Origin of the sequence: Pseudomonas umsongensis (genome assembly GCF_002236105.1) — a bacterium.
Lineage (GTDB): Bacteria > Pseudomonadota > Gammaproteobacteria > Pseudomonadales > Pseudomonadaceae > Aquipseudomonas > Aquipseudomonas umsongensis.
The window spans coordinates 78,621-103,283 of the sequence record NZ_NIWU01000001.1 but is presented as its reverse complement, the minus strand read 5'-3'; the positions used below and the strand labels follow the sequence as shown (position 1 = coordinate 103,283).

Sequence of the window (24,663 nt, the reverse complement as noted above, 5' to 3'; positions counted from 1 at the left end):
GAATGGCGACCATGCGTTTTCACCTCAAGGCGGTAGGCAAGGCCGGTGTGGTTTCGATGACGGTCGAAGCGCCGGGCGACAGTGAAGCCCGGCGCATCGCCGAAGACCAAGGCCTGCGGGTGGTCAGCCTGCACGCCGAACGACACTGGCGGGCATTGCGCGTCAAGCAGCGTGAAACCTTCAACCTGGTGTTGTTCAGCCAGGAACTGACCACACTGCTCAATGCCGGCCTGCCGTTGATCGATGCGCTGGAAAGCCTGGCGGAAAAAGAGAATGCGCCGCAAGCCCGCAAGACCTTGAGCGAACTGGTGCGCCTGCTTTATGAAGGCAAATCGTTTTCCCAGGCATTGGCCCAACTGTCGGCGGTGTTCCCGCCGCTGTATGTGGCGTTGGTCCAGTCCAGTGAGAAAACCGGTGCCGTGGGCGATGCGCTGGGTCGATATGTCAGCTATCGCCAGCGCATGGACGAGGTTCGCCAGAAGATCGTCAGCGCGTCGATCTACCCCATGCTGTTGCTGGTGGTGGGCGGTGGCGTGGTGCTGTTCTTGATGGGTTATGTCGTGCCGCGCTTCAGCCTGGTGTTCGAAGGACTGGGGTCGAACCTGCCGTGGCTGTCGCAGATCCTGATGAGCAGCGGGATGTTCCTGCACGCCCACCAGGGCGAATTCTTTGGCTCACTGGCGACGATCGTCATCGCCCTCGCCTTCCTCCAGCGCCAACCGGCCTTTCGTCGAGGCCTGGACCGCCTGATCGAAAAACTCCCGGCGGTGCACCAGCGCATCTTCATGTACGAATTGGCGCGCTTCTACCGTTCCCTGGGGATCCTGCTGCAAGGCGGCATTCCACTCGTCACCGCCATGGGCATGGTCCGCAACCTGCTCACCCCGGCCTCCCGATTGCGCCTGGACCAGGCCTGCGAACGGGTGCGCGAGGGGCAGTCGTTGTCGACGGCGCTGGAACTCAATCACCTGGTGACCCCGGTGTCCCTACGCCTGCTGCGCGCCGGCGAGCAGTCCGGCAACCTCGGACAGATGATGGAGCGCAGCGCCGACTTCTACGACGAAGAAATCAGCCGCTGGATCGAATGGTTCGTGCGCCTGTTCGAACCCTTGCTCATGACCTTCATCGGCCTGTTGATCGGGGTCATCGTGATTTTGATGTACATCCCGATATTCGAGCTGGCTTCCAGTATTCACTGAGCCCTCTGGGACGGGGCCTGGCGGTTTGTTGCAGGATTTATCAACGTTGCACCGAATAAAATTTCAAGTTGAGGTGTTAACCGACGTACCTACTGGATTTTCCCGACCGAACGAAGCAGCACACGGCATGGTTTATCAACGTTGCAAATGAAAAAAGAAGACGGAGATCGATATGCACATGAACAAGCTTTTGTTGGCTGTGGCTATTGGCGCAGTTCTGTCAGCGTCTACCGTACTGATTCCGGACAACTTGTCGGGGGTTTCGAGTGCTCAAGCTAAAGAAGGCGGTAGTGGTGGCGGCGGCGGTGGCCACGGTGGCGGTGGAGGTGGAGGTGGCGGACACGGCGGCGGCAGTGGCGGTGGCGGTGGCGGACACGGCGGCGGCAGTGGCGGTGGCGGTCACGGCGGCGGCAGTGGTGGTGGCGGCGGCGGCGGCGGCGGTCACGGTGGAGGCAGTGGTGGTGGCGGTGGTGGTGGCGGTGGTGGCGGTCACGGTGGAGGCAGTGGTGGCAGCGGCGGTGGTAATGGCGGTGGCCACGGCGGCAATAGCGCCGGCAGCGGTCATGGCGGCAGTGACCATGCTTCGGGACATTCCGGCAGCACAGCCTCGAACTCCGGCCGCAGCGGCACCCATGCCGAACCGGGTGACGACCATGGCGTTCATCAGGCCGGGCATGACGACAAAGGCGTTCACCGCTCCGGCGAGGTAGGCGACGACCATGGCGTGCACCGTGCCGGCGAAGTCGGCGATGATCGCGGCCTGCATGCCGCCGGCGAGCCAGGTGACGATCGTGGCGTCCACGTCGGTGGCGAACCGGGTGACGACAAACGCGTCAACTGACCTGCTTCACCCCCTGTAGGAGCGAGCATGCTCGCGATAAACGTCCAGACAACGGGTGCATTCAGACAGCCCGCGTCATCGTTGACGTCCATCGCGAGCATGCTCGCTCCTACAAGGGGTCCAGGCGGTCACGCAAAAACTCGATCAACGCCTGCACCGGTCGCGACGTCTGACGATGCTGCGGATACACCGCCGACAACGTCAGCGGCAGCGGTTGAAACTCCTCCAGCACCGCCATCAGTCGCCCGTCCTTCAGAGCCGAACCGACAATAAACGTCGGCAAATAGGTAATCCCCATCCCGGCAATCGCCGCGTCCCTGAGCACCTCGCCATTGTTGACCCGCATGCGCCCGGTGACATTGACCAGCAGCGGCTTGCCCTGCCCTTCGAAGCGCCATTGCACCTGACGCCCGTGGCCATAAGGCAGGCAGTCATGATGGTGCAAATCATCGGGTTTGAGCGGCGTGCCGCGCTCCGCCAGGTAAGTCGGGCTTGCGCAATAGACACGCTGGACAGAGGCGATGCGCCGCGCGATCAGCGTCGAGTCTTCCAAGACTCCGATGCGCAATGCCAGGTCATAGCCTTCGCCGAGCAGATCCACCGGGCGATCGCTCAAGTCCACCTCCACGGTGACATCCCGATAGCGCTGCAAAAATTGCGGCAGCAGACACCCCAGGTGCGCCAGCGCAAACGACAGCGGCGCACTCACTCGCAGGGTGCCGCGCGGTTCGGTGGTCTGCCCGGCGATACCTTGCTCCACCTGCTCCACTTCACCGAGCAAGCGCAAGGCCGACTCGTAGTAACTCTGTCCCAGCGGCGTGACATCCAGCCGCCGGGTCGAGCGATTGAGCAGGCGCACGCCCAGTCGCTCCTCGAGTTGCATCAAGCGGCGGCTGACAAACTGCTTGGACAACCCCAGTTGATCGGCCGCGGCGGTGAAGCTGCCGGAGTCCATCACTTGGCAAAAAATTCGCATATCTTCGAACGGGTTCATTGTCATGCCTTTGGTTGACAGTCAGGCACTTTATAGCGACTTCTCCCCTTTTTATCACCCTACCGCATAACAATGTGGGAGCGAGCCTGCTCGCGAAGACGACAGGCCAGACACTGTTGCAGTGTCTGTCAAACCGTTTTCGCGAGCAGGCTTGCTCCCACAAGGTTTAGCGTTTTGGCCGACGTTCTTACTTGGCGGTGAACGTGGTGTAGCTGTTGATCAGGTTGCGGTAGTTCGGCAGACGTTCGGACAGCAGGTTGGCCAGGCCTTCCATGTCGTTGCGCCAGTCGCCTTGCAGCTCGCAGGCCACGGAGAACCAGTTCAGCAGATGAGCACCGGCGGCCGACATACGGGCCCAGGCAGCCTGCTGCACGGTGGTGTTGAAGGTGCCGGAAGCGTCCGTCACCACGAACACTTCAAAACCTTCGGCAATGGCCGACAGGGTCGGGAACGCCACGCACACGTCCGTTACCACGCCGGCGATGATCAGTTGCTTGCGACCGGTGGCCTTCACGGCCTTGACGAAGTCTTCGTTGTCCCAGGCGTTGATCTGGCCCGGACGGGCAATGAACGGTGCATCCGGGAACTGCGCCTTGAGCTCCGGCACGATCGGACCGTTAGGCCCTTTATCGAAACTGGTGGTGAGGATGGTCGGCAGCTTGAAGAACTTGGCGATGTCGCCCAGGGCCAGCACATTGTTCTTGAACTCGTTAGGCGAGAAATCCTGCACCAGCGAGATCAGGCCGGTCTGGTGATCGACCAGCAGCACAACAGCGTCGTCTTTGTTCAAGCGAGAGTACGGAACGTTGCTCATGAATAAACTCCTTGGTGGATGGTTGTCGCTTGCAGCGCGCGACCAGGGGGTCGGCGCTTATGGGTATTCGTCAAAAAGCAAAGCACGAGCAGCCGAAGGCGCCCCAGAAACCGGCAAAATCACTCACGGGTGCATTCGACAGACGCGCCCGTTCATGGCTGTGCGAGTGCACCGCACAAGGACCGCTGCACTGGTGAACCTGCGCCTGCAACGGCGAGTTCGGCCGCCAGTGTCCCGGTACTTTGACCACCGGCGACCAGTCCGGAAGCACCGGCACGCTGGCAGGTCCCAGCTTCTCGAAATCCCCGGCGGCATACACCACCTTGCCGCCGACCACGGTCAGTACCGACTCGATCCATTTGATCGCTTCTTCCTCGACGCTGAAAAAGTCCGCGCTCAATGCGGCCACGTCCGCCAGTTGCCCAACCTTGATCTGGCCTTTCTTGCCCTGCTCGGAGGAAAACCAGGCGCTGCCATGGGTGAACAGTTCCAGCGCGGTCTGTCGCGACAAGCCCTCGGCGTGCAACGCCAGGCCACCGACGGTGCGACCGCTGACCATCCAGTACAACGAGGTCCAGGGGTTGTAGCTCGACACCCGCGTCGCGTCGGTACCGGCACCGACCGGCACACCTTCGGCCAACATGCGCTGGATCGGTGGCGTGGCTTCGGCCGCCTTGGCACCGTAGCGCTCGACGAAATATTCGCCCTGGAACGCCATGCGATCCTGGATCGCGATGCCGCCACCCAACGCCCTCACCCGCTCGATGTTGCGGGGGGTGATGGTTTCGGCGTGGTCGAAAAACCACGGCAAACCGTTGAACGGAATGTCACGGTTGACCTTCTCGAACACGTCGAGCATGCGGCTGATGGATTCGTCGTAGGTGGCGTGCAAACGGAACGGCCAGCGCTGCTCGACCAGATGGCGCACCACCGGCTCGAGTTCGTCTTCCATGCTTTGCGGCAGGTCTGGGCGCGGTTCGAGGAAGTCCTCGAAATCCGCCGCCGAAAATACCAGCATTTCCCCGGCGCCGTTGTGCCGCAGGTAGTCGTCGCCCTGATGCAACTTGACGCTGCCGGTCCAGTTCTGGAAATCCGCCAGCTCTTCCTTCGGTTTCTGGGTAAACAGGTTGTAGGCGATGCGAATGGTCAACTGCTGGTCCTTGGCCAACTGCTCGATCACCTGATAGTCGTCCGGATAATTCTGGAAACCACCGCCGGCATCGATGGCGCTGGTCAGTCCCAGGCGATTGAGTTCGCGCATGAACTGGCGCGTCGAGTTGACCTGATACTCCAGTGGCAACTTCGGCCCCTTGGCCAGCGTCGAGTACAAAATCATCGCGTTGGGGCGCGCCACCAGCATGCCGGTGGGGTTGCCATTGGCGTCGCGCACAATCTCGCCACCCGGCGGGTTCGGCGTATCGCGGGTGTAGCCGGCAACCCGCAGCGCCGCACGGTTGAGCAAGGCGCGGTCGTACAAATGCAGGACGAACACCGGGGTATCGGGCGCGGCCTGGTTAAGCTCTTCGAGCGTCGGCATGCGCTTTTCGGCGAACTGGAATTCATTCCAGCCCCCGACCACCCGCACCCATTGCGGCGTTGGCGTCCGGTCGGCCTGCTCCTTGAGCATGCGCAGCGCATCGGCCAGCGACGGCACACCTTCCCAGCGCAGTTCGAGGTTGTAGTTCAAGCCGCCACGGATCAGGTGCAAGTGCGAGTCGTTGAGCCCGGGAATCACGCAACGGCCCTTGAGGTCGATCACTTGCGTGCCCGAGCCACGCAATGCCATGGCCTCGGCATCGCTCCCCACGGCGACAAAGCGGCCATCACGGATGGCTACCGCACTGGCGTGTGGGTTCTCTCGGTCGACGGTATGAAATTGGCCATTGAACAGAATCAGATCGGCGTTCATCGCGTTTCCTTGGGCGAAGTGGATGAGGACAGCCAGGGCGCGAACAAGCGCGTCGCCATCGGCATGAACAGGTACACCACCGACAGCACGATGGTCAGGGTGATCAGGAATGTCGCGACCACGTATTGGGAGAGAAAAGCGTTGAGTTGCAACAACGGCCCCCAGAGCAACGGCACCAGCAAGGTATGCGGCAGAATCACCAACAGCGTGACCACGGCCTGCTTCCAGCGCGGCGGCGGCGAGCCCGTCTCGGCCTGCGGGGCGAACCAGAATTCGTTGACCGGATTGACCTCGGTCTGGTCGCCGTCGGCCAGCATCGGCGTGGCTTCTTTGACCAGCGCCTGGCGTTGCGGCGAATCGAGCCAGCGCTGCATCGCGCTGGGGGAACAAAAACGCAAGACGCAGGTGTACATGTCGAGGCCGGCGTTCTTGCCGCGCATCACATCCACACCCAAGTGCCCTTCCTGCTGTCCGGCGACACTGACAATATTGCGCAGCCAAGCCTCGTAGGGCACTTCAAAACCGGCTTTGACCCGGTGTTTGATAACCAGGGTCACGACCTCCTCGAAAGGCGAGTCGGGCACGTTGGAATCAGGCATGACGCAGGGCTCCGGCGAAACGATAGGGGGGGCGAACAGACAACCACGGGAGCTGATCACCGCTATTGAGTTGGATAGTGCCGTTGCGGAGAAGAAAAAAATTGAATGTACGTGCTGTCTTTGCGAGGGGGACGCGCAGCCACGGGACAACAGGGGTCGTTGTGGGCGCGCGCTTGCTCGCGATGGCGCAGCGTGTCAGTGAAAATAGCTGTTGAATGACGAACCGCATTCGCGAGCAGGCTCGCTCCCACAGAGGGTACGTGTACATCTGCAGGAAACAGGTCGGCTGTAAGGTCGCCTTCGCAGGCAAGCCAGCTCCCACAGGGGGTGGGTACAACTGCTAGATATATTCCGGCTGGCAGGCCGCCTTCGCGAGCAGGCTCGCTCCCACAGTGGGTACGTGTACATCTGCAGGAAACAGGTCGGCTGTAAGGTCGCCTTCGCTGGCAAGCCAGCTCCCACAGGGGGTGGGTACAACTGCCAGATATATTCCGGCTGGCAGGCCGCCTTCGCGAGCAGGCTTGCTTGTATGGTAGGACTTGAAGGGAGGAGGAGGGACAAGGCTCGATTCTGACTGTTGACGCAGTACAGACTGTGGGAGAGTTCGCCCCTCCTCCTTTCACCCAAGCGCCGATAAAGAATGCATCTGGCCTAGACCGACGATAGGAACAAGCCTGCGCCTCTGGGTGAGCCCTTCAAGTGCTTAAAACCTTATCCCGGAGGAAAACCTATGGCAATGCCGGTTTCTGTTTCAAAGCCGATCGTGGGCGTGGATGTCGCCAAGAAAGAATTGGTGATTTATCACGCCGAACTGGACCTGCTTGAAGAGATTCCCAACAACAAAACCAGCATCAACAAGTGGTTAAAGGACTTGCCGGGGAGTGTGGCTATTGCTGTTGAAGCCACCAACATCTACCACCTGGAGTTCGCTGACCTGGCCTTTGAGGCCGGCTGCGTGATTTACATGGTGGGCGGCTATGAGCTCAAACATTACCGAGAAGGTGTGAAGGTCCGTGCCAAAACCGATGCACTGGATGCCAAACTGCTTGCTCGCTATCTGAAGAACGAGCATGAAGAACTTCACCCATGGACGCCGCCGACACCGCTGTATCGCCAACTCCTGAGTCTTTTTCGCCGCCGGGCGGCCTTGGTCCAGGCCAGGGTCGGCCTAGTGCAAAGCTGGTCGAATGAGCCCTTGCTGAAGGCTGCTTTTTCCGAGCAAATAAAGTCCATGCAGCAGCTTGAGACGCTGATCGAAAAGACGATCAACGATCAGCTGAAAGAAGCCGGTTTGCTGGGGCAGTTGAAGCGTTGCTTGAAAGTTGAAGGGGTTGGATTTTTGACTGGCGCGCGCTTGCTCACGGCGTTCCAGCGCGGAGACTTCCGAAACGCAGATGCCTTTATCGCCTTTCTTGGAATGGACTTGCGGGTGTCAAAATCAGGGCAAAAAGATGGTCGCCGGAGTTTGACCAAGCGAGGCGATCCAGAAGCCCGCCGCCTTCTGCACAATGCGGCTATGTCGGCGAGTCGAACCGAAGCCTGGAAAGGGTTTTACCAAGAACAAAGAAATCGGGGTTTCAGCACCACTCAAGCCCTGGTGATGCTGGCTCGCAAGCTCGCTCGTATCGTATTCGCCCTGCTGAAGGGGCAGAGTGAATACCAACCGAAAACCAGTTGAGGGCTTCCCCTCAACCATAGAATCTCCCACAGTGGGTACGTGTACATCTGCAGGAAACAGGTCGGCTGTAAGGTCGCCTTCGCAGGCAAGCCAGCTCCCACAGGGGGTGGGTACAACTGCCAGATATATTCCGGCTGGCAGGCCGCCTTCGCGAGCAGGCTCGCTCCCACAGTGGGTACGTGTACATCTGCAGGAAACAGGTCGGCTGTAAGGCCGCCTTCGCTGACAAGCCAGCTCCTACAGAAAAGCAAAAGCAAAGCGGCGTACACCACCCCGCTCTTCACCACTCATCAGGCCGAGCGTTAGCTCGCCTTCAGCTCTTGATCTTGATCTTGATCTGCCCGCCCCTATATCGGGAGGCCTCGTTCCGGTGTTCATCCGGGGAGTGGCGCGCAGCGCCGTTCGACGCAGTCGAACACGCTGCATGTAGGTACCAGCGAAGCCAACCGGAGGGCAGTGTCCCCGGATGGACACCGGAGCGAAGGAACGCCGAGCCCCAGCGAGGGGCCGGACGCTGGGGCAAGACTTTTTGGTTCCTTTTGTGGCGTTTGACAAAAGGGACTCGCCGTAAGGGCGAAACCATAAGCCGCCGTTACCGCAGCAACGGATATGTACTCAAACAACCAGCAACCTGGTCGACTACCAGGCCGCCAAGGTCAAGCCAGAACAGCCAAAGGCTCAGACATGAACTGACTGATGCGCGACCGCAACCAACGCTCCGCCGGATCATTGTCATGCACCCCACTCCACGCCATCGACAACTGCGCCGCCGCAATCTCGAACGGCGGATCTTCAGCGCGCAAGCCACACCCCTCCACCAACGCACAAGCTGCATAATCGGGCACCGTGGCAATCATCTCGGTCCCGGCGAGCAACGCGCGCAAACCACTGAACTGCGGAACCCCCAGCACCACTCGACGGGTACGACCAACCTTCGCCAGATCCAGATCGATATTGCCGCTCAGGTCCCCGGAAAACGAGACCATCGCATGGGGACGCGCACAATACTCATCCAGGGTCAGCGTTCCCGGTCGCTTGTCACCGCGCAGCACTTTGCAGGGAATATCGCGCAGTTTCTTGCGCTTGGCATTGGCCGGCAACTCGGTGGTGTAGCTGACGCCCACGGAAATTTCCCCCGACGCCAGCAAGGCCGGCATCAGCAGGTAATTGGCCCGGCGTACCACCACGACAATGCCCGGTGCTTCTTCCTGCAGCTTGCTCAGCAGTGGCGGGAACAACCCGAACTCGGCATCGTCCGACAGGCCAATGCGAAACACATCGCAACTGGTCGCAGGATCGAATTCCTTGGCGCGACTTACCGCGCCGGAAATGGTATCCATCGCCGGTTGCAACTCCTTGAGAATCGCCAATGCCCGCGCCGTCGGCTCCATGCTTCTACCGTTGCGCAACAGCAAAGGGTCATCGAACAGATCGCGCAACCGTCCCAGGGCCGCGCTCACGGCAGGCTGGCCCATGAACAGTTTTTCCGCGACGCGGGTCAGGTTCTTCTCGAACATCAAGGCTTCGAAAATCACCAGAAGGTTCATGTCGACACGGCGCAGATCGTTACGGTTCATAGGCACGGTTCCTTTTTGTGTTGAGCCAGGCGCGAGGCAGCGATTGTGTCTGACTTTACGCAAGAGTGCCCGTCATGGACGAGGAATTAACAACGTTTAACTCGCAACCCAGAGCCCTGGAGTTCAAGAATGAAGCCTACCGACACGGACATTCGCCATGGCTCAGTTGCAGCAAAGCGCCGCCCGCGCGGCAGTCGCACAAACACAAGGCAAAAGCACCAGCGGCCTCAGTCCGCAGCGCGAGCGGTTGGTCAAACGGCTGATCCTCGAGCGCCTCGGAGAAACCCTGCAAGTGACCGAACTGGCCCAGGCCTGTTCGCTGTCGCGCAGTCATTTTTCCCGGGCGTTCAAGTGCAGCACCGGTTGCTCACCCCAGGAATGGATCCGCCAACAACGCATCGCCCGGGCCAAGCTGCTGATCCAGCACACTGACCTGAGCCTGACGCAAATCAGCCTCGAATGCGGCTTCTGCGACCAGGCGCATTTCTGCCACATGTTCACCCGCAGTGAAGGCATCAATCCGTTTGCCTGGCGTTGCCGCACAGTACGCGCCCTTCCCGCCTCACCCGCACAAACAAACCTGCTGCAGCCGGCGATGGCGACTTCACGGACGCCATCGCCGGCATACATCAACCCTTGAGGAATGCCAGCAGATCGGCGTTGAGCTGATCCTTGTGGGTGTCTGTCAGGCCATGGGGCGCGCCAGGGTAGACCAACAGCCGCGAATTTTTCACCAATCCTGCCGACGCGATACCCGCGGCCTCGATCGGCACCACCTGATCGGCGTCGCCGTGCACCACCAGCGTCGGCACGTCGAATTTCTTCAGGTCTTCGGTGAAATCGGTTTCTGAGAATGCCTTGATGCAGTCGTAGGCGTTCTTGTGGCCGGCGGCCATGCCCTGCATCCAGAACCAGTCGATCATGCCCTGGGACGGGGTGGCGCCTGGCTGGTTAAAGCCGAAGAACGGGCCGCTGGCAAGGTCCTTGTACAGCTGCGAGCGATTCACCAGCGAAGCCTGGCGAATGCCGTCGAACACTTCGATCGGCAGGCCGCCGGGATTGGCATCGGTCTTGAGCATCAGCGGTGGCACCGAGGAAATCAGCCCGGCCTTGGCCACCCGCTCGGTGCCGTGACGACCGATGTAGCGCGCCACTTCACCGCCACCGGTGGAGAAACCGAACAGCACGACGTTGTGCAAGTCCAGGTGTTCGATCAATTGCGCCAGGTCATCGGCGTAGGTGTCCATGTCGTTGCCGAACCATGGCTGGCTGGAACGGCCATGTCCACGGCGGTCGTGGGCAATGACGCGGTAGCCCTGGGTGGCCAGGAACAACATCTGCGATTCCCAGCTGTCGGCATTGAGCGGCCAACCGTGGCTGAAGACGATCGGCTGACCGCTCCCCCAATCCTTGAAATAGATCTCGGTGCCGTCGCGGGTGGTGAACGTACTCATGGGGCGTGTTCCTTACGTGGGGTTGAGGTCAATCAATCGGATGTGCGGCGCATTCGCTCGGCCAGCCGCGCCACGCGCTCGCCCAGGTGTGCCGCGGTGCTGCGGTCCTCGGCGGGCGGTGCGAGGTCGGGGGACTGTTCGACATTCGACTGGGCCATGGCGCCCAATGAACTGCCCAGCCGGTTCATCTGGCCGTCGAACTCGCCCGTGGCGGAGCGTGCGGGCAGCAGGTCGAGGCCAACCCAGATCATCGAATGCTGGGCCGCGAAAACCGCCATCTGCAGCAGGGTGTTGAGTTTGTCGCCGCACAGGCAGCCGGAATTGGTGAAGCCGGCAGCCAGCTTGTCGCGCCAGGGTTGCGCCAGGTAAAACGCCGCCGTAGCCTCCATGAAGGCCTTGAAGGCTGCCGAAGCGCTGCCCATGTAGGTCGGGGCACCGAAAATGATCGCGTCGGCGTGGTGCAAACACGCCCAGTGTTCGTCCACGTCTTCGACGGCAATGAGTCGGCAGGTGCTACCCACGTGCCGTTGCACACCCTGGGCCACGGCTTCGGCCATGACCCGGGTGTGCCCGTAACCGCTGTGATAGACCACCACCACGTTACTCATCTCCGGCGTCCTCCAGACATGTAGAATCCATTTAGGGTTCGCAGTCTTGGCGTAGACCGGACGCACGACGAGTTAAACGTTGTTAATTTTCCCAGGCACGCCAAAAGCCCCGGCGACCCGGATTTAACGCTGCCTCGACCAATGTTCACGGGACCGCCCGCCATTACCTGATACACGACATTCAATGCGTTTGAGCAACAGTCATCCGCGCAGCGCATTGCAAGGCGGCAAAAACCTGAGGAATATGCTCGAAAAGCGCGTCCCAGACGCATGCATACAGGAGTAAACCGTTGACCCTCGCCCCCGAACAGGCTGTGCATTTCGGCCCCTACAGGATCTACCCCGGACGACGTCTGGCGATGGAATCCGAACGGCCCCTGCGCCTGGGCCGACGTGCCATGGACATCCTGTTGATCCTGCTGGAGCACGCCGGGAAAGTTGTCAGCAAGCAGGACCTGATGGCGCAAGTCTGGCCCGACAGCGTGGTGGAAGAGATCAACCTGCGGGTGCACATGGCAGCCTTGCGCAAAGCCCTTGGCGACGGTCAGGCCGGCCAGCGCTACATTGTCACCGTGGCCCAGCGTGGCTACAGCTTTGTTGCACCGTGCTCGCTGGAGCACAGCGGGCAAGGCCTACACAGCGACGCCGGGAAATTGAGTGGCCATAACCTGCCCTTGCGCAGCACCCGTCTGATCGGTCGTCAGGTGCTGGTCGACAACCTGGTGGCGCAGCTGCCACGCCAGCGTTTCATCACCCTCGTCGGCCCCGGCGGTATCGGCAAGACCACCGTCGCGCTGCGCGTTGCCGAGCAACTGATCGGCCATTACCGAGACGGCATCCGCCTGCTGGACCTGGCACCGATCAACGATCCGGCGATGGTCTGTGGTCACCTGGCGACAGTGCTGGAACTGTCCCTGCACGACAGCGAACCGATGAACAGCCTCGCCACGTTCCTGCGCGAACGGCATATGTTGCTGGTCATCGACAACTGCGAACACTTGATCGACAGCGTGGCATTGCTGTGTGAAAGCCTGCTGCGTGGCGCGCCGCAGGTGCATATCCTGGCCACCAGCCGCGAGAGCCTGCGAGCCGAAGGTGAATACGTGCAGCGCCTGGAATCACTGGACTGCCCTCCGCCCATTGCCGTGCTGGACCATACCCAGGCGCTGGGTTTTTCCGCACTGCAGCTATTTGTCGAGCGGGCCATGGCCAACCACGACAGCTTTGAGCTGACCGACGCCCAATTGCCGCTGGTGATCGATATCTGCCGGCGCCTGGACGGCATTCCGCTGGCCCTGGAACTGGCGGCCGCGCAGGTCGCGAACCTTGGCCTGCAGGGTTTGCTGACGCAGTTGCAGCAAAGCTTTGGCCGACTGACCCACAGCAACCCGACGACCCTGGGCCGGCACCAGACCCTGCGCACGACGCTGGACTGGAGCTTCAACCTGCTCAACGCCTGCGAACAAACCTGCCTGCGTCGACTGGGCATCTTCCGCGGTGGCTTTACCCTTGAATCGGCGGCGGCGGTGATCGTGGGTGAACACATTGAACCGAGCGAAGTGTTTGGCTCGATCACGCAATTGGTGGCCAAGTCGCTGTTGAACGTGGACGTCGGTGACGAAGCGGTTTTCTACCGCCTGCTCGACACCACCCGCAATTATGCCCTGGAAAAACTCGAACAAAGCGCTGAATTGCCCGCCACCCGCGACCGCCACGCCCAGAGATGCCTGGTACTGATGCAGCAGGCGCAAAACGACTGGGAGCATATTCCCACCGGGCAGTGGATCGAGCGGTATGCCCGCAGCCTCGAAGACCTGCGCGCGGCGCTCGACTGGGGGCTGTCTGCGCCAGGCCCGCATGCGTTGGCGATCCGCCTGACCGCGACATCCACGCCACTGTGGCAGGAACTGTCGCTACTGAACGAGTACGGCGGTTATGTGCGCAAGGCCCTGACACTGCTCGATGCAGCGCCCGAGCCCTGTCCGCGCTTGAAAATGCTGCTGAAACTGGCTTTGGGCAGCACCTGTTACCACGCCCAGGGCGGCACTGCGCAAACCGTCGAAGCCTTCGTCAGTGCACGGGCCCTGGCCATTCACTGCAACGATGTGGCCGGTCAGTTGCGCGCCATTTCCGGGCACCTGGCCGTCAATCTCAGTTGCGGCCACTATCAAATGGCCCTGGAACAGAGCGAGCAATTCGACCGACTGGGGCTGCACAATGACGCCGCGCTGTCCTTGAGCACCCATCGCCTGCGTGTGCTGACCCTGCACTTTGCCGGCGACCAGCAACGGGCGCGGATAAACGCCGAAGAGGTGATCCAGCGCATGGCCCACAGCGGTCATCTCAATCGCTTCACCCATGGGTTTGGCGTGCAATACGACCAGAGCGTCGCCGCCCTGACCATCCTGGCCCGCATCCTCTGGATTCAAGGCCACCCCGAACAAGCCTGGCGTACGGCCCGCCAGGCGCTGGACGTTGCGCTGCAGATCAACCATGGCACATCGATCTGCTACACCCTGGCCCTGTCGGGCTGCCTGATCGCCCATTACAACGGCGACAACCAAACCGCTCGCGAACTCTTGCGCCTGCTGCTGGAACAAGCGCAGAAGCACTCGGTCCTGCTGTTCTATACCTGGGCTCGACACTATGCGCAGGTCATCGACGGTGCAGACGCCCAGGCGTCATCTCGTCCGGGTGCGGGTTTGATCAAGGAAATCATGGTCACCCTCGACAGCGGCCTGGTCGATGACGATTTGCTGCAACGCGCCGAAACCGGCGCGGCAGGCTGGAGCACCGCGGAGATTCTGCGGGCCAGGGCCAATGCGCTGCTGGCGGCCGATTGCCCGGTAAAAAACTGTACCGCCGAGACCCTGTTGATCAAGGCGCTCAACATAGCAAAAGCCCAGGGTGCCCTGGCCTGGGAGCTGCGTAGCGCCACCTCGCTGGCGCGGCTTTGGCAACGCCAGGGCCGCTACCGACAAGCCCGGGACTTGCTGTCGCCGGTCTACCAGCGGTTTACCGAAGGCCATGCCACCCCCGACCTGGTCGCTGTACAACGGTTACTCGCAGAGTTGCAGGGCCACGTGCCTGGCTGATGGTCGGCGGCTGTGACTGACGTAGCCGGCGTAGCGCATTTCGTAGGTGCGCAAGGCCCCGCTCTGTTCGAGTTTTTCCAGGGCATAGCAGCGGGTCGTATTGAGCAAGCGATAACGGGTCACACCGCGGACTTGCTCCAGCGACACCAACGATTTGAGCGCCAGGCTCTCCATGATGCTGGCCAGACTCGACGGCGGCAGCATTGCGCAACTGATCACCTCCAGCGCTGCGTCGTCAGTAAACGCCGACTTGAACACCGCCAGACGCTGCAACACGGTTTGCTCCATCGGTGCCAGCCGCTCATAGCTCCAGTCCAGGGCCGCTTTCAGGGTCTGGTGCCGCGGGACTGCCGTGCGTCGCCCCTGGGTCAGCATCTGAAAGCAGTTATCCAGTTGCGCCTGCAGTCCCACCAGCGCCAGCGCATCGATCTGCGCGGCGGCAAGCTCGATGGCCAAGGGCAAACCATCGAGTCGCCGACAGATTTCGCGCACAGCCTTGAGGTCCTGCTCGCGCAGGGCAAATCCTTGCTGGCGAGCTCGGGCGCGGCTGACGAACAGCTGCACCGCCGAATAGCTCATGACCTCATCGAGACTGCACAATGCCGACGCAGGGGGTACCAACAGCGGCGGTAAAGGCAGGAGCACTTCGTCGGTGACCCGCAGCGGTTCACGACTGGTGACCAGGATCGACAGCCGAGGTGCCGACGTCAGCAACGTCTCGACCAGCGTCCGGCAGCCTTCCAGCAGGTGTTCGCAATTGTCCAGGACCAGCAATGCATGCCAGCGCCCCAGTGCGTCCACGTCCGCGCCGATGCCCAGCGGCAAGGTGCGCGTCAGATGCTCGACCAGTTGCGCCGGGTCATCGATCAGCGCCAGATCCACCCGCCACACGCCATCGCGATAGTGCTGCAACAGCAATTCAGCGACACGCAGCGCAACGGTGGTCTTGCCGATGCCACAGGGCCCGACCAGTGTCATGCAACGGCGCACCGGCAACTGGCGCACCAGACTGCCGACAACTGCGTCGCGACCAGTAATGGGCGTAAGCCGTGCTGGCAAATTGTGCGCCGGGCTCGCAAAGGCGTCGCAGGGCAATGGAGTCACCTCCAGCGCCTGTCGCACCGGCGCGACAAAGCTGTAGCCACGCTCAGGAATCGTGGCGATGTAGCAATGCCCGTCCTGTCCGTCACGCCCGCCCTGTCCGTCACGAAAAACCCGACGCAGCGCCGCAATGTGCACGCGCAAGTTGATTTCCTCGACCACCGACCTTGGCCAGACCCGGGCAATCAGTTCGTCTTTGCTGACCACCGAGCCTGCACGCTCGACCAGCACCTGCAAGATATCCAACGCGCGCCCGCCCAGGCGCAACGGCTGATCACCCTCCAGGACCAGTCGCTGCTGGAGGTGGAACGCGTAGGGACCGAAGTGCAACACCGTGTCGCTGGTTACGTTTGTAAGGCTGTTCATCCACTGTCACCCGCTGGAAAACTGCTCGGCACGCGCAACCATCCAGGCGCTGCGTACCTTCATTGCAATGAGCTCAGCGGTATCTTGGCAGGCCCAGGTGACGGTACAACAGCCACGGGGGGAGCGTCACGGCCATTAGGGTGCGCACGACGGACAAGGGCGCTAGCTGAATTGCTCGCGATACTGGGTCGGGGTCAGGCCAAGCTTTTCACCGAACAGGAAACGCATGTGCCGCACGCTGCCGAATCCACTTTTGAACGCTACCGTCTTGAGCGGCAAGTCACCGGATTCCAGCAGGCTCCTGGCGCAGTCGATACGTGCGCTTTGCAGAAACTCCATGGGTGTCATGCTCACTTCCCGGGCGAAGACCCTGGCGAAATGCCGCGGGCTCATATTCGCGAGGCCGGCCATGCGCTCAATGCTGAAAGTTTCGTCCAGATGTTCGAGCACATGGTTCTGCACCCGGGTAATCGCCGTTTCGTGCGGAGCCACTGCCGCCATCAACGGGCTGAACTGCGCCTGGCCACCCTGGCGCTTCATGACCACCAACAACACCTTGGCCACATCCTGGGCGACCTTCTTGCCATGGTCTTGGGCGACCACCGCCAGCGCCAGGTCAATGCCGGCGGTGACGCCGCCGGAAGTGATGAGGTTGCGGTCCTGGACATAAATCTGGTCGGTCTCGACCGTCGCCTTGGGGAATGCCTTGATCAACCGGTCGGTGTAATGCCAGTGGGTGGTCACGCGATAGCCGTCGAGCAAACAGGCGTGTCCCAGCACAAACGCCCCGGTACAGATCGAACCATAGGTTTTCGATCGACTGACGTTGTGCTTGAGCCACTCGAGCAAGGGCGGATATTTTTGGTTGTAGGCACCAGGCCCACCGGGCACCAGCAGCAAATCGAAGCCATCACAGGCCTGATCGACAGGCAAGTCTGCCTGCACCTTCACGCCATTGGACGCCCTCAAGGCGCCGGGCTCGGTGCCAAGGGTCGTCAGTACATAGTGGTCATCGGGTTTCAGATAACGATTGGCAATGGAAAACACCTCCATGGGCCCGGCCATGTCGAGCAGGAGAAAGTCGGGAAACAGCACCATTGCTACGGTTTTCATGGGTTCAACATCACTGGAAAAAAGGATATGTACTGCGCACAAGCACTTGTCGAAGCGGGCTTGCTCCGGGCAGCGTTCCGACGAATGCGGTTTGTCAGTCACCAAAATTGTTGAATGTAACACCGCATTCGCGAGCAAGCCCGCTCCCACAGGGTACCGCGCCCTCAGGCGCATTATTGTCAATCTGAAAGAGACAGTATTTCAATTTTCAGCTACTTATTGCATCAATCGATAAACATTAACCTTCTCCTCACTCGGACGAATTGACGTCCCCACAGGAGATTTCATCATGCTGACCCTTCGCAAAGCATCGGATCGTGGCCTGGCTAATCACGGTTGGCTGAAGTCGTTCCATACCTTTTCCTTCGCCAGCTATCGCAACCCGAAAGAACAGGGTTTTTCCGACCTGCTGGTGATCAACGATGACCGCGTGGCAGCCGGCAAGGGTTTCGGCCAGCATCCGCACCGCGACATGGAGATTTTCTCCTACGTGCTCGAGGGTGCGCTGGAACATAAGGATACCTTGGGCACTGGCTCGGTGATCCGTCCCGGCGACGTACAGTTGATGAGTGCCGGCAGCGGCGTGGCGCACAGCGAGTACAACCACTCGGACTCGCGGCCCGTGCACTTCCTGCAAATCTGGATCGTCCCTGACGTCAGCGGAGCCAAACCGCGCTATCAGCAAGAACACTTCAGCACGCAGAAGAAACGCGGTCGCCTGCAATTGATTATCTCCCCCGATGGCGCCCAGCGCTCGCTGAAAGTGCGCCAGGATGCGCGAGTGTATGCCGGCCTGATCGATGGCAAGGAAACTGCGACTCTGGAACTGGCCGCCAATCGCTACGCCTACGTGCATGTGGCTCGCGGTCGCGTCGAACTCAACGGCGTGCCGATGCAGGCAGGCGACGGTGTGCGGGTTCGCGAGGAACAGTTGCTGACCTTGAGCAATGGGGTGGATGCCGAGGTGCTGGTGTTCGACTTGCGCCCGCAAGAACTGCCAGAAATGCCATAACAGGCCTACACCAGCCCCTGTAGGAGCGAGCATGCTCCTACAGGTTCCCGGAAAAACCTTCGACAATCTCATCAATCACCGCACGGACCCTCGCGGTATGCCGAAGGTCCGCGTGGGTCACCAGCCACACGTCATACGGCAACGGCCGCGTGCGCTCCGGCCACAGTCGGACCAGCCCATCTTTCTCCCCCACATACACGGGAATCTCCCCGATCCCGATGCCTGCGGCAATCGAACGCCGCACCAGCAGGCTGGAACTCAGGCTCGCGGCAATCCGCCCGCGCACTACGGGTTCGTTGACCAGTGTCATGTCCTTTCCACCTTGCAAATACGGCTGGTAAACCACCAGGTCATGCCCTTCGAATGCCGATCCTGGCGAGGGAATACCGTGGGCATCCACGTAGGCTTGCGAGGCGAACAGGCCCACCGGCCAACGGGCGATTCGCCGGGCTATGAGGTCCGGGTTGTCCGGCCGGGTATTGCGCACGGCGATATCGGCTTCGCGTTTGGCCAGGCTGAGGATTTGTGTCGAGGCGTCCAGTTGCACCCGCACGTCGGGGTGACGTTGATGCAGGCGGGCGACGGCCGGAATCAGGAAGTCGATGGCCAGGGAGTCGGTGGTGGTCACCCTCACAATGCCCGTCAGCCGGTCGTCGAGGCCCTGGATGCGCCGCTGCAGTTCCAGAGCCGAATGCTCCATTTTCTCAACCGCGCGCATCGCCGCTTCGCCCACGGCTGTCAGCGCATACCCATCGCTGGTGCGCAGGAACAACGTGGCGTTCAATGATTTTTCCAGCGCAGTGATGCGCCGCCCCACCGTGGCCTGATCGACACCCAATACCCGCGCGGCACCGCGCAGTGTTGATTCGCGGCAGACCGCGAGAAACACCCGTGCGTCATCCCAATTCATTGGGTCCTCCATAAGATGCATTTATGCATCACCATAACGCGAAATCGCTGCATTAGTGCATCACAGAAGTTGGTTAAGCTGATCACCAGTAAAAATCTGCAGGAGAGCGTTTATGCTCACTCCCTCGAACACCCCACGCAATGCATTCTGGCTACCGATCCTTGCCGGCCTGTGCGCCAGCCTGGTCAGCATTGGCCTGGCACGTTTTGCCTATACGCCGTTGATTCCCTCGCTGATCCAGGCCCATTGGTTTTCCGCCAGCGACGTGGTGTACCTCGGTGCCGCCAACCTGGTGGGCTACCTGATCGGTGCACTGATCGGCCAGCCGCTGGCACGTCGCACGTCCAACAAAAGCGCACTGCGGCTGATGATGCTGGCGGTCACACTGTCGTTCTTCGCCTGTGCGTTCCCCTTGTCGGTGAGCTGGTTTTTCGGCTGGCGTTTACTCTCGGGTGTCGCCGGCGGCGCGATCATGGTGCTGGTGGCGTCGACGGTGTTGCCGCATGTGCCCGCCTCGCGCAGAGGCCTGGCCAGTGGCGCGATCTTTCTCGGCATAGGGCTGGGCATTGCCGGTTCGGGAACGATCGTTCCGCCGTTGCTGAGCCTGGGCCTGCAGCAAACCTGGCTCGGCCTCGGTTTGCTGGCACTGATCCTGACCGCCATCAGCTGGTTTGGCTGGCCGGCGGTCGCACACCAGGCAATGACGACAGAGACGCACCATGCCGCGCCGACCCGCACCCACCCGGGTGTCTACCTGCTGTTTGCCCAATACGCACTCATGGCGGCGGGGCTGGTGCCGGCCATGGTGTTCCTGGTGGATTACGTGGCTCGCGGCCTCGGCGCCGGGCAACATGTCGGCGCACTGATCTGGGTGATGTACGGCCTCGGCGCGATTGTCGGGCCGGTGAGCTATGGTTTTCTTGCGGATCAGTTGGGCGCCAAGCGCAGTATCCGCATGGTGTTGCTGGTGCAGGCGATTGCCGTGGCTGCGCTGTCGGTATCCAGCGCCTTCGCCTCATTGGCCGTGCTGGCGCTGATCCTCGGATCATTCCCCCCAGGCATCGTGCCGCTGGCACTGGCACGGGTTCACGAACTGGTCCCAGGGCATCATCAGCAACAGGTGGTCTGGAGTCGCGCCACTGTGTCCTTCGCCACCTTCCAGGCCATTTCCGGTTTCGCGTATTCGGCCCTGTTCAATGCCAGCGGCGGCCATCATGGGCTGATGTTCGAGATTGCGGCCGGAGCCATTGTGGTGGCGTTGTTGCTGGAGTTGGCGGTGCGTTTGATGAATCGACCTGACCCTGTTGTTCAGGCCAGTTGCCCATGAAGGTCAAAAGATCGCAGCCTGCGGCAGCTCCTACAGGTGTCTGCATTCCCATGTAGGAGCTGCCGCAGGCTGCGATCTTTTGATTTTCCACACAGGTAGGTATATGCAATGAATTTGCCTAAAGACATGACCTTGATTGAAATCACCCAACCCGGCGCTCCTGAAGTCCTGCAACCGCGCCAGGTACCCTTGCCCACGGCGGGCGTCGGTGAAGTGCTGATCCGCGTGCACGCCGCCGGGGTCAATCGCCCCGACGTGATCCAGCGCGCCGGCAAGTACCCGATGAAACCCGGCATGAACCCGATCCCGGGACTGGAAGTGGCCGGTGAAGTGGTCGCCGTTGGCGCGCAAGTCAGTGATTTTATCGTCGGCGACAAGGTCTGTGCGCTGACCAATGGCGGCGGCTATGCGCAGTACTGCGTGGTCCCGGCCAGCCAGGCCCTGCCGATACCCGAAGGCATGGACTGGGTGCACGCGGCGGCGGTCCCGGAGACCTTCTTTACGGTGTGGGCCAATCTGTTCGACATGGGCGGCGCCAGCAAAGGCCAGCGCGCGTTGATCCACGGCGGCACCAGCGGCATCGGCACCACCGCGCTGATGTTGTGCCGCGAGTTCGGCATCAAGGCATTCGCCACGGCGGGCAGTGAGGAAAAGTGTGCGGTAATCCGCCAATTGGGCGCCGAAGCGATCAACTATCGCGATCAGGACTTCGTCCAGGTCATTGCGGAAAAAACCGCCGGCAAAGGTGTCAATGTCATCCTCGACATCATGGGCGGCTCGTACCTGAACCAGAATATCGCGGCATTGGGCATGGAAGGTCGACTGGTGATGCTGGGCTTCCTCGGCGGTGCCTTCGGCAAGGATGTCGATTTGCTGGCGATCATGGCCAAGCGCGCCGTGGTCACCGGTTCGCTGTTGCGTTCGCGCACCCGGGAAGAAAAAGCCTCGATCGCCGAACAGCTGCGCGAATATGTTTGGCCGGTACTTGCGGCCGGGCGTTGCCTGCCGATGATCGACCAGGTTTACGCGCTCACCGAGGCGGCACAAGCCCATACGCGGATGGAAGCCGGCGACCACATCGGCAAAATCGTGCTGCGCGTGGACCTGTAGGAGCCGGCTTGCTGGCGATGGCGGTGTGTCAGACAGCATCAATGTCGACTGTGCCATCGCCTTCGTCGCAGCGCCGCCTGGAGCAACCCCGCTCCCACAAGTCGCATTTTTCCCCACCCCGCGCGCGCATCTGTTAAAACGCGCACTTCATGTCCATACCGGTGAACCACCCGATGGCCACTGCCCTCCTCACTCGCCTGCGCCTGCGCTGGCTGCCGCTGCTGTGCATGGCCGCGCTGGTCGTCGGCCTGCCCGTGGGTTGCGGCGCACTCAAGTACAAAGAGCGCGAGTTGCTGTTTCGCATTGAACCGGGCACGGCCCGCTGGTATCGCGGTTTGCCTGGGGACGTGCAGGAATTCGACATCAAGCCCGTCGAGTTCAAGGCCGGGCAAAACCTGCATGCCTGGTGGTGGCCGGCCGCGCGCCGTGACGCGCCATCGATTCTCTACCTGCACGGCGTACGCTGGAACCTGACCGGCCAGGCCTTTCGCATCGAGCAGTTGCGAGCCATGGGCTACTCGGTGCTGGCGATCGATTATCGCGGATTCGGACAGAGCCAGGGCGACCTGCCGTCGGAAGCCAGCGTTTACGAAGATGCCCGGGCCGCCTGGGATCGTTTCACCGCGATGCAACCGGATGCCAGCAAGCGCTTGATCTACGGCCACTCCCTGGGTGGCGCGGTGGCCATCGACCTGGCGGCAGACCTGACCGCCCAGGCGAAAAAGGCAAAACGCCCGGTCCCGGTGCGCGGCCTGGTGATCGAGTCCACCTTCACCTCCCTGGGCGATGCCGTCACTGAAGTCGCGGGCAACAACCTGCCGGTGAACTGGTTGCCGGTGCGCTGGTTGCTGTCGCAGAAGTTCGACTCCATCGACAAGATCGTCGACATCGACATGCCGTTGCTGGTGGTCCATGGCCTGGCCGATCAGTTCATGCCGTCGCGGTTCAGTCAGCAGTTGTTCAATGCGGCCAATGAACCCAAGCGCTTGTTGCTGATACCCGGCGGCACGCACAACAACAGCATGAGCCTGGGCGGCAGCCAGTATCGCCAGGCGCTCGAAGGCCTGATGCGGGCAAAACCGCAGATAGCCGGGGCTAAGGGTTCACGGGGCATGGTGTCACGGGGTGCCCAGGATTCCTGAGTGTTATCGATAACCCCGGGCCTGCAGGTCGAACAGCTGCGCATAACGCCCCCCGGCCGTGACCAGCGTGGCATGATCGCCACGTTCAAGGATGCTGCCCTGATCCAGCACGATGATGTGATCGGCGTTGCGCACGCTGGAAAAACGGTGGGAAATCAGCAGGGTCATGCGACCTTGGGTGTGCTGGCTGAAATGCTCGAACACCGCCGCTTCCGCCGCCGGATCGAGTGCCGAGGTCGGCTCGTCGAGGATCAGGATATCGGCATCGCGGCGCATGTAGGCGCGCGACAGGGCGATTTTCTGCCATTGCCCACCAGACAGCTCCAGCCCTCCGGCAAACCAGCGCCCCAGTTGCGTGGCATAGCCGCGATCGAGGCGCTCGATGAACGGCGCAGCCATGCCTTCGGCGGCGGCTTGCTGCCAGCGCTGCTCATCCTTGAACGCCAACGTGTCGCCCACGCCGATGTTCTCGCCGACGGAAAACTGGTAGCGGATGTAGTCCTGGAAGATCACCCCAATCCGCCGGCGTAGCGCGTCTTCCTCCCAGGCTTGCAGATCGCTGCCATCCAGCAGGATGCGTCCTTGATCGGGCCGATACAGCCGGGTCAACAGTTTGATCAGCGTGGTCTTGCCCGAACCGTTCTCCCCCACCAGCGCCACACTGTGCCCCGGCACCAGATGCAGGTCGATGCCTGTCAGCGCGGCGCGACTGGCCCCCGGGTAACGAAAGCCGACGTTCTCGAAGCGCAGGCCGTCGCCAGGCACCGCGCCCACGGTCAGATGACCGGTGTCGGCAACCACGGGTTCGGCCAGGTATTCGTAGAGGCTCGACAGGTAGAGGCCATCCTCGTACAAACCACTGATGGCGCTCAGGCTGCTGCTCACCGCCGCCTGTCCTTGCTTGAACAACACCAGGTACATGGTCATCTGGCCGAGGCTGATACTGCCGTGGACCGCGTCGACCACCACCCAGGCATAGGCCAGGTAGAACGCCGCGGTGCCCAGCAGGCCGAGAGCAAATCCCCAGCCATCGCGACGCAGGGTCAGCCGCCGGTCCTCGGCGTAAAGCCTGGCAAAGGTGTCGCGGTAACGCTGCAACAGCAGCGGCGCGAAACCGAACAGCTTGACCTCCTTGATGTAGCCCTCATGGGAAAGCAACGTCTCGATGTAGTTCTGCTGCCGGCTCTCCGGTGCGCGGCGGGTAAACAGGCGAAAGGCATCGCCGGAAAAGTGCGCCTCGGCAAAAAATACCGGCAACGCACCGACCACCAGCAACACCAGGGCCCAAGGTGAAAAATGCACCAGCAACACACCGAAGCTGATCAGCACGATCAGGTTCTGGATCAGCCCCAGCGACTTCATCACCAACGCCAACGGCCGGGTCGAGGCTTCGCGCCGAACCCGCACCAGCTTGTCGTAGAACTCCGAATTCTCGAATTGCACCAGCGATAACGTCTGGGCCTTTTCCAGAATCATCGTGTTGACCTTCTGCCCCAGCTGCACCCGCAACAGCGACTGCTGTACCGACAGCGCCCGCTGGGTGGCGGACAGCAAGGCCAGCACACCCGCTTCCAACAGCACGTAGCGCAGCACCGGCCACAACGGCGCACTGCCCTGCTGCGCGTGCAATTGCATGGCGAAGACCACGGCGTCGACAATGCGCTGGCCCAGCCATGCCGCCAGCGCCGGAAGTACACCGGCGACCAGCGTTGCCAGCACCAGCCCCAGAAACAGCCCCCGGGATGTACCCCAGACAAGGAGCAAGGCACGGCGTGCCTGGTCGAGGAGCGAGGTGACACGGTCAAACATCGGGC

At 61.5% G+C, this 24,663-nt stretch carries 20 protein-coding genes; 9 read left to right on the top strand and 11 right to left on the bottom strand.

What is annotated here, in order from left to right:
* The first annotated feature begins 11 nt into the window (after window positions 1-11).
* Both PSUM_RS00520 and PSUM_RS31970 read left to right on the top strand, forming a co-directional pair.
* Window positions 12-1,199 carry a type II secretion system F family protein gene (locus PSUM_RS00520; protein ID WP_083350142.1) on the top strand — a complete coding sequence of 396 codons (1,188 nt, stop codon included), beginning with the start codon at window positions 12-14 and terminating at the stop codon, window positions 1,197-1,199.
* A 172-nt stretch (window positions 1,200-1,371) separates the two neighbouring features.
* Entirely contained in the window at window positions 1,372-2,040 is a 669-nt protein-coding gene (locus PSUM_RS31970) for a hypothetical protein (RefSeq protein ID WP_083348784.1), read from the top strand.
* Window positions 2,041-2,149: 109 nt separating this feature from the next.
* Here PSUM_RS31970 and PSUM_RS00510 read toward each other — a convergent pair whose 3' ends face one another.
* From PSUM_RS00510 to PSUM_RS00495, 4 genes are all read right to left on the bottom strand, one after another.
* Entirely contained in the window at window positions 2,150-3,034 is an 885-nt protein-coding gene (locus tag PSUM_RS00510; protein WP_020796368.1) for a LysR family transcriptional regulator, read from the bottom strand.
* 187 nt (window positions 3,035-3,221) lie between these two features.
* Complete coding sequence (gene ycaC / locus PSUM_RS00505) at window positions 3,222-3,848, bottom strand: isochorismate family cysteine hydrolase YcaC (protein ID WP_020796367.1); 627 nt, start codon at window positions 3,846-3,848, stop codon at window positions 3,222-3,224.
* A gap of 70 nt (window positions 3,849-3,918) precedes the next feature.
* Window positions 3,919-5,757, bottom strand: a complete 1,839-nt coding sequence (locus PSUM_RS00500) for an amidohydrolase (RefSeq protein ID WP_020796366.1) — start codon at window positions 5,755-5,757, stop codon at window positions 3,919-3,921.
* Window positions 5,754-6,356, bottom strand: coding sequence for an antibiotic biosynthesis monooxygenase (locus tag PSUM_RS00495; RefSeq protein WP_020796365.1), 603 nt, complete (start codon window positions 6,354-6,356; stop codon window positions 5,754-5,756). Before PSUM_RS00495 ends, PSUM_RS00500 begins: the two co-directional genes overlap by 4 nt.
* Window positions 6,357-7,086: 730 nt before the next feature.
* Between PSUM_RS00495 and PSUM_RS00485 the strand changes: the two genes are divergently transcribed.
* Entirely contained in the window at window positions 7,087-8,034 is a 948-nt protein-coding gene (locus PSUM_RS00485; RefSeq protein WP_168757435.1) for an IS110 family RNA-guided transposase, read from the top strand.
* A 656-nt stretch (window positions 8,035-8,690) separates the two neighbouring features.
* On the opposite strand, the gene PSUM_RS00475 is transcribed toward PSUM_RS00485, so the two are convergent.
* Window positions 8,691-9,611, bottom strand: a complete 921-nt coding sequence (locus PSUM_RS00475) for a LysR family transcriptional regulator (protein ID WP_020800188.1) — start codon at window positions 9,609-9,611, stop codon at window positions 8,691-8,693.
* Between the two features lie 157 nt (window positions 9,612-9,768).
* Here PSUM_RS00475 and PSUM_RS00470 point away from each other — a divergent pair, with 157 nt between their 5' ends.
* Window positions 9,769-10,251, top strand: coding sequence for a helix-turn-helix domain-containing protein (locus PSUM_RS00470; protein ID WP_083348782.1), 483 nt, complete (start codon window positions 9,769-9,771; stop codon window positions 10,249-10,251).
* Here PSUM_RS00470 and PSUM_RS00465 read toward each other — a convergent pair.
* Window positions 10,241-11,065, bottom strand: coding sequence for an alpha/beta fold hydrolase (locus tag PSUM_RS00465; protein ID WP_020800190.1), 825 nt, complete (start codon window positions 11,063-11,065; stop codon window positions 10,241-10,243). The genes PSUM_RS00470 and PSUM_RS00465 overlap by 11 nt on opposite strands.
* Before the next feature lie 32 nt (window positions 11,066-11,097).
* Complete coding sequence (locus tag PSUM_RS00460; protein WP_033045231.1) at window positions 11,098-11,673, bottom strand: flavodoxin family protein; 576 nt, start codon at window positions 11,671-11,673, stop codon at window positions 11,098-11,100.
* A gap of 290 nt (window positions 11,674-11,963) precedes the next feature.
* Here PSUM_RS00460 and PSUM_RS00455 point away from each other — a divergent pair, with 290 nt between their 5' ends.
* A complete protein-coding gene (locus PSUM_RS00455) occupies window positions 11,964-14,768 on the top strand; it encodes an ATP-binding protein (protein ID WP_083348781.1) in 2,805 nt (934 codons plus the stop codon).
* On the opposite strand, the gene PSUM_RS00450 is transcribed toward PSUM_RS00455, so the two are convergent.
* A complete protein-coding gene (locus PSUM_RS00450) occupies window positions 14,733-16,235 on the bottom strand; it encodes an ATP-binding protein (RefSeq protein WP_083348780.1) in 1,503 nt (500 codons plus the stop codon). The genes PSUM_RS00455 and PSUM_RS00450 overlap by 36 nt on opposite strands.
* A gap of 162 nt (window positions 16,236-16,397) precedes the next feature.
* Entirely contained in the window at window positions 16,398-17,348 is a 951-nt protein-coding gene (locus PSUM_RS00445) for a GlxA family transcriptional regulator (protein ID WP_033045225.1), read from the bottom strand.
* A gap of 289 nt (window positions 17,349-17,637) precedes the next feature.
* On the opposite strand from PSUM_RS00445, the gene PSUM_RS00440 reads away from it, so the two are divergent.
* Window positions 17,638-18,360, top strand: a complete 723-nt coding sequence (locus PSUM_RS00440; RefSeq protein ID WP_083348779.1) for a pirin family protein — start codon at window positions 17,638-17,640, stop codon at window positions 18,358-18,360.
* Between the two features lie 37 nt (window positions 18,361-18,397).
* Here the strand turns inward: PSUM_RS00440 and PSUM_RS00435 are convergent, their stop codons facing one another.
* Window positions 18,398-19,270, bottom strand: a complete 873-nt coding sequence (locus tag PSUM_RS00435) for a LysR family transcriptional regulator (RefSeq protein WP_083348778.1) — start codon at window positions 19,268-19,270, stop codon at window positions 18,398-18,400.
* A gap of 112 nt (window positions 19,271-19,382) precedes the next feature.
* Between PSUM_RS00435 and PSUM_RS00430 the strand changes: the two genes are divergently transcribed.
* From PSUM_RS00430 to PSUM_RS00420, 3 genes are all read left to right on the top strand, one after another.
* On the top strand, window positions 19,383-20,597 hold the full coding sequence (locus PSUM_RS00430) for a YbfB/YjiJ family MFS transporter (protein ID WP_033045224.1): 1,215 nt from the start codon (window positions 19,383-19,385) through the stop codon (window positions 20,595-20,597).
* 108 nt (window positions 20,598-20,705) lie between these two features.
* On the top strand, window positions 20,706-21,707 hold the full coding sequence (locus PSUM_RS00425; protein ID WP_033045222.1) for an NAD(P)H-quinone oxidoreductase: 1,002 nt from the start codon (window positions 20,706-20,708) through the stop codon (window positions 21,705-21,707).
* Window positions 21,708-21,880: 173 nt separating this feature from the next.
* Complete coding sequence (locus PSUM_RS00420; protein WP_083348777.1) at window positions 21,881-22,849, top strand: alpha/beta hydrolase; 969 nt, start codon at window positions 21,881-21,883, stop codon at window positions 22,847-22,849.
* Window positions 22,850-22,852: 3 nt separating this feature from the next.
* Here PSUM_RS00420 and PSUM_RS00415 read toward each other — a convergent pair whose 3' ends face one another.
* Window positions 22,853-24,658 carry an ABC transporter ATP-binding protein gene (locus PSUM_RS00415; protein WP_020800202.1) on the bottom strand — a complete coding sequence of 602 codons (1,806 nt, stop codon included), beginning with the start codon at window positions 24,656-24,658 and terminating at the stop codon, window positions 22,853-22,855.
* Window positions 24,659-24,663: the final 5 nt, after the last annotated feature.